This is a genomic window from Lysobacter antibioticus, assembly GCF_001442535.1.
GTDB lineage: Bacteria > Pseudomonadota > Gammaproteobacteria > Xanthomonadales > Xanthomonadaceae > Lysobacter > Lysobacter antibioticus.
This window is the reverse complement of sequence record NZ_CP013141.1, coordinates 3,718,857-3,727,810: the sequence shown is the minus strand read 5'-3', so window position 1 is coordinate 3,727,810 and position 8,954 is coordinate 3,718,857. Positions and strand designations below refer to the sequence as shown.

The window sequence follows — 8,954 nt, the reverse complement described above, 5'->3', positions numbered from 1 at the left end:
TGCGAGCCGGGTTCGATCAAGCCGCACACCGACTTCGAAGCCGAAGTCTATGTGCTGTCGAAGGACGAAGGCGGCCGTCACACCCCGTTCTTCAAGGGCTACCGTCCGCAGTTCTACTTCCGCACCACCGACATCACCGGCGCTTGCGAGCTGCCGGAGGGCGTCGAGATGGTGATGCCGGGCGACAACGTGAAGATGGTCGTCACGCTGATCAACCCGGTGGCGATGGACGAAGGCCTGCGCTTCGCGATCCGCGAAGGCGGCCGTACCGTCGGCGCCGGCGTCGTGGCCAAGATCATCAAGTAATCGCACCATCGCGGCGGTCGCAAGGCCGCCGCAAGCCGCGAACGGCGGGCCGGCAACCCGGTCCGCCTTCGTTGTTTAGTACACCTTGGAATATCCGCTCGATGCCGGGCCCGATTCGGGCGCTGAGTCGGGTAGAAGACTTCAAAGACGTACGCCAGTAGCTCAATTGGCAGAGCAGCGGTCTCCAAAACCGCAGGTTGGGGGTTCGAGTCCCTCCTGGCGTGCCACTCGATACCGAGCCGGCTCGGACGATCCGGCGACTGGAATGCATTGAAAGGGCCGCGCAGGGATGGGCGGGCTTTCGCGAGGGAATCGCCCCGAGAATGAACAGCAAGGCCGAACAACATAAATCCGGCGGTGCCGGTGATATTGCCAAGTACGCGCTGGCGCTGCTGCTTGCGCTGGGCGGTGTGTTCGCCTACCTCTGGTTCGAGAACTGGAGCGGCCCGCTGCGTAGCGGCGTGGTCGTCGCCGGCCTGCTCGCCGGCGCGGTGGTGTTCATGTTTTCCACCAAGGGTGCACAGACCCGCGAATTCCTCTCGGAATCGCGTTTCGAGTTGCGCAAGGTGGTCTGGCCGACCCGCGAAGAAGCGCTCAAGACCACCTGGGTGGTCATGATCGCGGTCGCGATTCTCAGCCTCATCCTGTCCGGCTTCGATTATGTGATCCAGGCTGCGGTCAAGTTCCTGCTGTCGCGTTGAGGAGACGACCGACGTGAATTCGCAAGATAACAAGCGCTGGTACGTGGTACATGCGTATTCCGGCTTCGAAAAGTCCGTGGCGCAGGCGCTGCGCGACCGTATCGTCCGTTTCGAAATGCAGGACCGCTTCGGCGACGTCCTGGTGCCGACCGAAGAGGTCGTCGAAATGCGTTCCGGCCAGAAGCGCCGGTCCGAGCGTAAATTCTTCCCGGGCTATGTCCTGGTCCAGATCGCCACGCACGACGAAGCCGGTATCCCGCGCATCGACAGCGAGAGCTGGCATCTGATCAAGGAAACCCCGAAGGTCATGGGTTTCATCGGCGGCACCGCCGATCGCCCCTTGCCGATCCAGGACCGCGAAGCGGACCGGATCCTGCAGCGCGTTCAGGAAGGCGTCGAGAAGCCGCGTCCGAAGGTGCTGTTCGAGCCGGGCGAAATGGTCCGCGTGGTCGATGGCCCGTTCGTCGATTTCAACGGCGTGGTCGAGGAAATCAACTACGAGAAGAGCCGCCTGCGCGTCGCGGTGCTGATCTTCGGCCGCTCGACCCCGGTCGAGCTGGAATTCGGGCAGGTCGAAAAGGCCACCTGAGCCCGGCCCCGGTCTGGCTGACTCCATCGAACGAGGCCCGGCTTGCCGGGCCTCGTCGTGTTGTATTCCGCAAAACCTGTTATAGTGCGCGGCTCACTGCCTAGGTGCGGTGAGCCCATTCATTCAGCTGCCCCCTCTGAACAGACCCGGGGCGGCTGTCTGCGCAAGCAAAACGCGATGCCGGAACGCGCGATTTCCGGCCCGATGGGGAGCCTGAGGTCCAGGCGCTAGCACCCGGAGAGCAGAGCAATGGCAAAGAAAGTAGTCGGTTACATCAAGCTGCAGGTGAAGGCCGGTCAGGCCAACCCCTCGCCGCCGGTCGGTCCTGCGCTGGGTCAGCGCGGCCTGAACATCATGGAGTTCTGCAAGGCGTTCAACGCCGCGACCTCCAAGCTCGAGCCGGGTCTGCCGACCCCGGTCATCATCACGGCCTACTCGGACCGTACCTTCACCTTCGTCACCAAGAGCACCCCGGCTTCGGTCCTGCTCAAGAAGGCCGCCGGCATCTCGTCGGGCTCCAAGCGCCCGAACACCGAGAAGGTGGGCAAGGTCACCCGTAAGCAGCTCGAAGACATCGCCAAGGCGAAGGAAGCGGATCTGACCGCGGCCGACCTGGAAGCGGCAGTGAAGACGATTGCGGGTTCGGCCCGCAGCATGGGTCTGGTGGTGGAGGGCTGATCATGGCAATCACGAAGCGCGAAAAAGCAATCAAGGCAGCTGTGGTCCCGGGCAAGGCCTACTCGTTCGAAGAAGCGGTCAAGATCGTCAAGACCGCGACCAAGGCCAAGTTCGTCGAGTCCGTCGACGTCGCCGTGCGCCTGGGCGTGGACGCGAAGAAGTCCGACCAGCAGGTCCGTGGCTCGACCGTGCTCCCGGCCGGTACCGGCAAGACCGTGCGCGTGGCGGTGTTCGCCCCGGCCGGCGCGAAGGCCGACGAGGCCTTGGCCGCCGGCGCCGAAGCCGTCGGTATGGACGACCTGGCCGAGAAGATGCAGGCCGGCGATCTGAACTACGACGTCGTCATCGCCACCCCGGACGCCATGCGCGTCGTCGGTAAGCTGGGCCAGGTGCTCGGCCCGCGCGGCCTGATGCCGAACCCGAAGGTCGGTACCGTCTCGCCGAACCCGGCCGAAGCGGTCAAGAACGCCAAGGGCGGCCAGGTGCGTTACCGCACCGACAAGGCCGGCATCATCCACTGCACCCTGGGCAAGGCTTCGTTCGAAGACGCCTCGCTGAAGGACAACCTGCAGGCGCTGCTGCTCGACCTGATCAAGGCCAAGCCGGCGACCGCCAAGGGCCAGTACCTGCAGAAGATCTCGATCAGCTCGACCATGGGTCCGGGCGTGACCGTCGATCTGACCTCGCTGTCGCTCAAGTAATCGAATCAATGGAGTGAGCCAAGAGAAGTGAGGAGTGAGCGAAAAGCCGCATTCGCTCTCACTCGTTTCTCGCTTCTCTCACCTCGCTCCTAACTTTTTGAGGGCTATCGCCCAGGGGCAACCCGAAGCGATCGCCGTCAAAGACCGCAGGCGCGGTCAGCGCATACCGACGACGGGCACGGAAGCTCGACACGGCAAGGAGTCGCCGTCGGTACAGCGGGATCGCTTAATTCGGACTCTTCGGAGCCGGGCCGGCGTAGATGGTGCCGCCCCTGAAACTATTTTCAGGAAAGGCCACCACCCGGGATGCCTTCGGCGTCCCCGGCGCCAAGGACGGTCGCCGCCCAGGACCGCAAGCGGCAGGAGCCGTAAGCGGAGTTAATAGTGCCGGGATGGGTAGTACGGGATCGGGATCGGTCGAGGCCAGGCGCGAGCCGCTTCGCCAGTTCCCTCTCACGAATCCCGAATCCCGGCCTTGGAGGAGTGCAATGGCTCTTAATCTGTCTCAGAAGCAAGAAGTAGTCGCCGAACTGGCAGAAGTCGCCGCCAAGGCTCACTCCTTGATTGCTGCCGAGTACGCAGGCATCACGGTCGGTCAAATGACCGCGATGCGCAAGAAGGCTCGTGAAACCGGTGTGTACTTGCGTGTCGTCAAGAACACCCTGGCTTCCCGTGCCGTTGCCGGTACCGAATACGAGTGCGTCCAAGACAAGCTCGTCGGTCCGTTGCTGTATGCGTTCTCGACGGAAGAACCCGGCGCCGCCGGTCGTCTGATCAAGGAATTCGCCAAGGGTAACGACAAGCTGCAGGCCAAGGTCGTCGCGTTGGGAGGCCAGGTGTACCCGGCCAGCCACGTCGACGTGCTTGCCTCGCTGCCGACCCTCGACCAGGCCCTGGCCATGCTGGCCCGCGTCCTGTCCGAACCCGCCAGCATGTTCGCCCGCGCCGTCAAGGCCGTGGCCGACCAGCAGGGCGGTGGCGAAGTCGCTGTCGAAGCTCCGGCCGAAGCGGAACCGGCGTAATCGCCGCCCGGCATTCGCGACCGCTTCACTGAATCCGATTCGTAAGATCAATATTTCCTGAGGTTATTCAAATGTCCCTTTCCAACGAACAAATCGTCGAAGCCATCGCCGAAAAGAGCCTGATGGAAGTCATGGAACTCGTCCGCGCGATCGAAGAGAAGTTCGGCGTTTCCGCCGCTGCTCCGGTCGTCGCCGGCGTTGCCGCTGAAGCCGCTGCTCCGGTCGAAGAGCAGACCGAGTTCAACGTCATCCTGAAGGCTGCCGGCGAGAAGAAGGTCGAAGTCATTAAGGCCGTCCGCGCCATCACCGGCCTGGGCCTGAAGGAAGCGAAGGACCTGGTCGAAGGCGCTCCGCAGACCGTCAAGGAAGCCGTCTCGAAGGCCGACGCCGAGAAGTTCAAGAAGGACCTCGAAGCCGCTGGTGCAGCTGTCGAAGTCAAGTAAGTCGTACTTGCGTCGCCGAATCACTTTGGCGACCACCCAAGGCTGGGGACGAAAGTCCCCGGCCTTTGGCCGTTCCACGGGAATCGATATTCCCGGCGTCATCCGAGTTACCAGTCGGAAGTAGCGGGAGAAGGCGTGCTGGTGCCGGCAATACCAGCGACTTCCCACTGGCAATTTTCCCTTGTTCCCCCGGACCGCGGACGCGCGGTCTGCCCGGAAGGACGCTACGGCGGCTTTCCCGGCCCATTAAAGTTAATCGAGGCGGTAGCTCACCATGACCACAGCTTCCACGAACTATTCGTTCACCGAAAAGAAGCGCATCCGCAAGGATTTCGGCAAGCGCAAATCCATCCTCGAAGTGCCGTTCCTGCTCGCGATCCAGGTCGACTCCTATCGCGAATTCCTGCAGGAACATACCGATCCGGCCAAGCGCGCCGATCGCGGCCTGCATGCGGCCCTCAAGTCGGTGTTCCCGATCTCCAGCTACAGCGGCAACGCTGCTCTCGAATACGTCGGCTACAAGCTCGGCGATCCGGTGTTCGATGAGCGCGAGTGCCGCAACCGCGGCCTGTCCTACGGCGCCCCGCTGCGCGTGACCGTGCGCCTGGTGATCTACGACCGCGAGTCGTCGACCAAGGCCATCAAGTACGTGAAGGAGCAGGAGGTCTACATGGGCGAAATTCCGCTCATGACCGACAACGGTACCTTCATCGTCAACGGCACCGAGCGCGTCATCGTCTCGCAGCTGCACCGTTCGCCCGGCGTGTTCTTCGACCACGACCGCGGCAAGACCCACAGCTCGGGCAAGCTGCTGTACAGCGCCCGCATCATTCCCTACCGCGGTTCCTGGCTCGACTTCGAGTTCGACCCGAAGGACGCGCTGTTCACCCGTATCGACCGTCGCCGCAAGCTGCCGGTCACCGTGCTGCTGCGCGCGCTCGGCTACAACAACGAAGAAATGCTCGCCGAGTTCTTCGAGATCAACACCTTCCACATCATGTCCGAGGGCGTGCAGTGGGAGCTGGTCTCCGAGCGCCTGCGCGGCGAAACCCTGGACTTCGATCTGGCCGACGGCGACAAGGTCATCGTCGAAGCCGGCAAGCGCATCACCGCGCGCCACGTCAAGCAGCTCGAGCAGTCCGGCATCGCCGCGCTGGCCGTGCCCGACAGCTACCTGGTCGGCCGCATCCTGTCGCACGACGTCGTCGACACCCGTTCCGGCGAACTGCTGGCCTCGGCCAACGACGAAATCAGCGACGACCAGCTGGCCGCGTTCCGCAAGGCCGGCATCGAGTCGGTCGGCACGATCTGGGTCAACGACCTCGACCGCGGTCCGTACATCTCCAACACCCTGCGCATCGATCCGTCGAAGACGCAGCTGGAAGCCTTGGTCGAAATCTACCGGATGATGCGTCCGGGCGAGCCGCCGACCAAGGACGCCGCGCAGAACCTGTTCCACAACCTGTTCTTCACCTTCGAGCGCTACGACCTGTCGGGCGTCGGCCGGATGAAGTTCAACCGCCGCATCGGCCGCAAGGAAACCCTCGGCGCCTCGGTGCTGTACGACGCCAAGTACTTCGCCGAGCGCAAGGACGACGAGTCCGTGCGCCTGCGCAACGAGCTGGGCAAGACCTCGGACATCCTCGACGTCATCCGCGTCCTGACCGAGATCCGCAACGGCCGCGGCGTGGTCGACGACATCGATCACCTGGGCAACCGTCGCGTGCGTTCGGTCGGCGAAATGGCCGAGAACACCTTCCGCGTCGGCCTGGTCCGCGTCGAGCGCGCGGTCAAGGAACGCCTGTCGATGGCCGAGTCCGAAGGCCTCACGCCGCAGGAACTGATCAACGCCAAGCCGGTGGCCGCCGCGATCAAGGAGTTCTTCGGCTCCTCGCAGCTGTCGCAGTTCATGGACCAGAACAACCCGCTGTCGGAAGTCACGCACAAGCGTCGCGTGTCGGCCCTCGGCCCGGGCGGCCTGACCCGCGAGCGCGCCGGCTTCGAAGTGCGCGACGTCCACCCGACCCATTACGGCCGCGTGTGCACGATCGAAACGCCTGAAGGCCCGAACATCGGCCTGATCAACTCGCTGGCCGTGTTCGCCCGCACCAACAAGTACGGCTTCCTCGAGACGCCGTACCGCAAGGTCGTGGACGGCAAGGTCACCGACGACGTCGAGTTCCTCTCGGCGATCGAAGAGAACGAGTACGTCATCGCCCAGGCCAACGCGCCGCAGGACGACAAGGGCATGATCAGCTCGCAGTTCGTCGCCTGCCGTTACCAGGGCGAAACCCTGCTCAAGCCGCCGTCCGAGATCCACTTCATGGACGTCTCGCCGATGCAGACCGTGTCGGTCGCGGCCGCGCTGGTTCCGTTCCTCGAGCACGACGACGCCAACCGCGCACTGATGGGCGCGAACATGCAGCGTCAGGCCGTCCCGACCCTGAAGGCGCAGAAGCCGCTGGTCGGTACCGGCATCGAGCGCGCCGTGGCGCGCGACTCGGGCGTCACCGTGAATGCGCTGCGCGGCGGCACGATCGAGCAGATCGATGCGGCCCGTATCGTGGTCAAGGTCAACGAGTCGGAAATCTCCGGCGTCACCGATGCCGGCGTCGACATCTACAACCTGATCAAGTACACGCGTTCGAACCAGAACACCTGTATCAACCAGAGCCCGCTGGTCAAGGTCGGCGACGTCATCGCCCGCGGCGACGTGCTGGCCGACGGCCCCTCGACCGACATCGGCGAGCTCGCGCTCGGCCAGAACATGCTGGTCGCGTTCATGCCGTGGAACGGCTACAACTTCGAAGACTCGATCCTGCTCTCCGAGCGCGTGGTCGAAGAGGATCGTTACACCACGATCCACATCGAAGAGCTGACCTGCGTCGCGCGCGACACCAAGCTGGGACCGGAGGAAATCTCCGCCGACATCCCGAACGTCTCCGAGCAGGCGCTGAACCGCCTCGACGAGTCGGGCGTGGTGTACATCGGCGCCGAAGTTCGCGCCGGCGACATTCTGGTCGGCAAGGTCACGCCGAAGGGCGAGAGCCAGCTGACCCCGGAAGAGAAGCTGCTGCGCGCGATCTTCGGCGAGAAGGCTTCGGACGTTAAGGACAGCTCGCTGCGCGTGCCCCCGGGCATGGACGGCACCGTCATCGACGTGCAGGTCTTCACCCGCGACGGCATCGAGAAGGACAAGCGCGCCCGCCAGATCGAAGAGTCGGAAATCCGTCGCGTCAAGAAGGACTTCGACGACCAGTTCCGCATCCTCGAAGCGGCGATCTACGACCGTCTGCGTTCGCAGCTGATCGGCAAGACCGCCAACGGCGGCGCCGGTCTGAAGAAGGGCGACACGGTCACCAGCCTGGTGCTCGACGGCCTGAAGAAGTCCGATTGGTTCACCCTGCGCATGAAGGACGAGGACGCGATCGAAGCGATCGAACGCGCCCAGAAGCAGATCGACGTCCACCAGAAGGAATTCGATCGCCGCTTCGCCGACAAGCGCGGCAAGATCACCCAGGGCGACGACCTCGCGCCGGGCGTGCTCAAGATGGTCAAGGTGTTCCTGGCGGTTAAGCGCCGCATCCAGCCGGGCGACAAGATGGCCGGCCGTCACGGCAACAAGGGTGTCGTGTCGACCATCGTGCCGGTCGAGGACATGCCGTACGCGGCCGACGGCCAGACCGTCGACATCGTGCTGAACCCGCTGGGCGTGCCGTCGCGTATGAACATCGGCCAGATCCTCGAAGTGCATCTGGGCTGGGCCGCCAAGGGCCTGGGCCAGAAGATCCAGCGCATGCTGGAGGCGCAGCAGAAGATCGCCGAACTGCGCAAGTTCCTCGACGACATCTACAACCACGACCAGAAGCTCCACGGCCAGCGCGTCGACCTGAAGCAATTCACCGACGAAGAGCTGCTGACCCTGGCGCACAACCTGGTCGACGGCGTGCCGATGGCGACGCCGGTGTTCGACGGCGCGGCCGAGTTCGAGATCAAGCGCATGCTCGAGCTGGCCGAACTGCCGAGCAGCGGTCAGACGATCCTGCACGACGGCCGCACCGGCGAAGCGTTCGAGCGTCCGGTCACGATCGGCTACATGCACATGCTGAAGCTGAACCACCTCGTCGACGACAAGATGCACGCGCGTTCGACCGGTCCGTACTCGCTCGTCACCCAGCAGCCGCTGGGCGGCAAGGCGCAGTTCGGCGGCCAGCGTTTCGGCGAAATGGAAGTCTGGGCGCTGGAAGCCTACGGCGCGGCCTACACCCTGCAGGAAATGCTGACGGTGAAGTCCGACGACGTGCAGGGCCGCAACCAGATGTACAAGAACATCGTCGACGGCGAGTACGAGATGGTCGCCGGCATGCCGGAGTCCTTCAACGTGCTCGTGAAGGAAATCCGCTCGCTCGCGATCAACATGGAGCTGGAAGAGAACTGAGGACCGCCGGGAATCGGGGATGGGGAGCAGGGAGTCGCGAAAGCGTCCCACGCCCCTCCCGAAACCCGCTTTGACG

General features: G+C 63.9%; 7 protein-coding genes, 1 tRNA gene and 1 pseudogene. All 9 read left to right on the top strand.

Translation table 11 applies throughout. From position 1 onward, the window contains the following. Window positions 1–306: pseudogene (locus GLA29479_RS15115) on the top strand (EF-Tu C-terminal domain-related protein); the annotation flags it as partial. Window positions 307–457: 151 nt separating this feature from the next. After that, a tRNA-Trp gene (locus tag GLA29479_RS15110) sits at window positions 458–533 on the top strand. A gap of 96 nt (window positions 534–629) precedes the next feature. Next, window positions 630–1,007 (top strand): preprotein translocase subunit SecE, encoded by a 378-nt coding sequence (secE, locus tag GLA29479_RS15105; RefSeq protein ID WP_057918904.1) that lies wholly within the window; start codon window positions 630–632, stop codon window positions 1,005–1,007. Window positions 1,008–1,020: 13 nt separating this feature from the next. Next, window positions 1,021–1,596 (top strand): transcription termination/antitermination protein NusG, encoded by a 576-nt coding sequence (nusG, locus tag GLA29479_RS15100; protein ID WP_031373755.1) that lies wholly within the window; start codon window positions 1,021–1,023, stop codon window positions 1,594–1,596. Window positions 1,597–1,845: 249 nt separating this feature from the next. Continuing rightward, the gene (gene rplK, locus GLA29479_RS15095) at window positions 1,846–2,274 is read left to right on the top strand and encodes a 50S ribosomal protein L11 (RefSeq protein ID WP_031373756.1); all 429 of its coding nucleotides are present in this window, start codon (window positions 1,846–1,848) and stop codon (window positions 2,272–2,274) included. Window positions 2,275–2,276: 2 nt separating this feature from the next. Continuing rightward, window positions 2,277–2,975, top strand: a complete 699-nt coding sequence (rplA, locus tag GLA29479_RS15090) for a 50S ribosomal protein L1 (protein WP_031373757.1) — start codon at window positions 2,277–2,279, stop codon at window positions 2,973–2,975. 488 nt (window positions 2,976–3,463) lie between these two features. Further along, the gene (gene rplJ, locus GLA29479_RS15085; protein WP_031373758.1) at window positions 3,464–3,997 is read left to right on the top strand and encodes a 50S ribosomal protein L10; all 534 of its coding nucleotides are present in this window, start codon (window positions 3,464–3,466) and stop codon (window positions 3,995–3,997) included. A gap of 71 nt (window positions 3,998–4,068) precedes the next feature. Beyond that, window positions 4,069–4,440 (top strand): 50S ribosomal protein L7/L12, encoded by a 372-nt coding sequence (gene rplL / locus GLA29479_RS15080; protein ID WP_057918903.1) that lies wholly within the window; start codon window positions 4,069–4,071, stop codon window positions 4,438–4,440. Window positions 4,441–4,714: 274 nt separating this feature from the next. Continuing rightward, window positions 4,715–8,878, top strand: a complete 4,164-nt coding sequence (gene rpoB / locus GLA29479_RS15075; protein ID WP_057918902.1) for a DNA-directed RNA polymerase subunit beta — start codon at window positions 4,715–4,717, stop codon at window positions 8,876–8,878. Window positions 8,879–8,954 lie beyond the last annotated feature (76 nt).

Coding starts and splice junctions, on each gene's coding strand:
- rplL (WP_057918903.1), top strand. CDS start 4,069: ATGTCCCTTTCCAACGAACAAATCGTCGAAGCCATCGCCGAAAAGAGC.
- rplA (WP_031373757.1), top strand. CDS start 2,277: ATGGCAATCACGAAGCGCGAAAAAGCAATCAAGGCAGCTGTGGTCCCG.
- rplJ (WP_031373758.1), top strand. CDS start 3,464: ATGGCTCTTAATCTGTCTCAGAAGCAAGAAGTAGTCGCCGAACTGGCA.
- rpoB (WP_057918902.1), top strand. CDS start 4,715: ATGACCACAGCTTCCACGAACTATTCGTTCACCGAAAAGAAGCGCATC.
- rplK (WP_031373756.1), top strand. CDS start 1,846: ATGGCAAAGAAAGTAGTCGGTTACATCAAGCTGCAGGTGAAGGCCGGT.
- secE (WP_057918904.1), top strand. CDS start 630: ATGAACAGCAAGGCCGAACAACATAAATCCGGCGGTGCCGGTGATATT.